This is a genomic window from Arthrobacter sp. N199823 (assembly GCF_002929705.1).
Lineage (GTDB): Bacteria > Actinomycetota > Actinomycetes > Actinomycetales > Micrococcaceae > Specibacter.
Map to the genome: position 1 here is coordinate 1 of NZ_PJIN01000079.1, position 518 is coordinate 518.

Consider the following 518-nt stretch of genomic DNA (forward strand, 5'->3'; position numbering starts at 1 on the left):
CTGGACCTGTAGCTGAAGACATGTTCCACTGGCAAGCAACAATTATGGGACCCCCTGATAGCCCATATGCAGGAGGTGTATTCCTAGTTACTATTCATTTTCCTCCTGATTATCCATTCAAGCCACCTAAGGTTGCATTCAAGACAAAGGTCTTCCATCCTAATATCAACAGTAATGGGAGCATATGTCTTGATATTCTGAAAGAACAATGGAGCCCAGCGCTTACAATTTCCAAGGTTCTTCTGTCCATTTGCTCACTTTTGACCGACCCAAATCCGGATGATCCTCTCGTGCCTGAGATTGCTCACATGTACAAGACAGACAGGAGCAAGTATGAGACAACTGCAAGGAGCTGGACCCAGAAGTATGCAATGGGTTAGTATGCTACCGTGTGTGTGAGAGGAGGCCTCCTTTCCCTTGCGACTTTGGTCTTTTTTAAGTTAATTATGTATGGAAAAATGAAGAAAGTGTGATCTATCTCAGTATTCTATTAGATGGGGACCAAAAGGGAATGGCTT

The 518-nt window shown here is 43.8% G+C and carries 1 protein-coding gene; it reads left to right on the forward strand.

The genetic code is table 11. From position 1 onward, the window contains the following. Nucleotides 1-380: ubiquitin-conjugating enzyme E2 (locus tag CXQ93_RS20320; protein WP_104112182.1), on the forward strand; the 380-nt coding region annotated here is incomplete at its 5' end. Nucleotides 381-518: the final 138 nt, after the last annotated feature.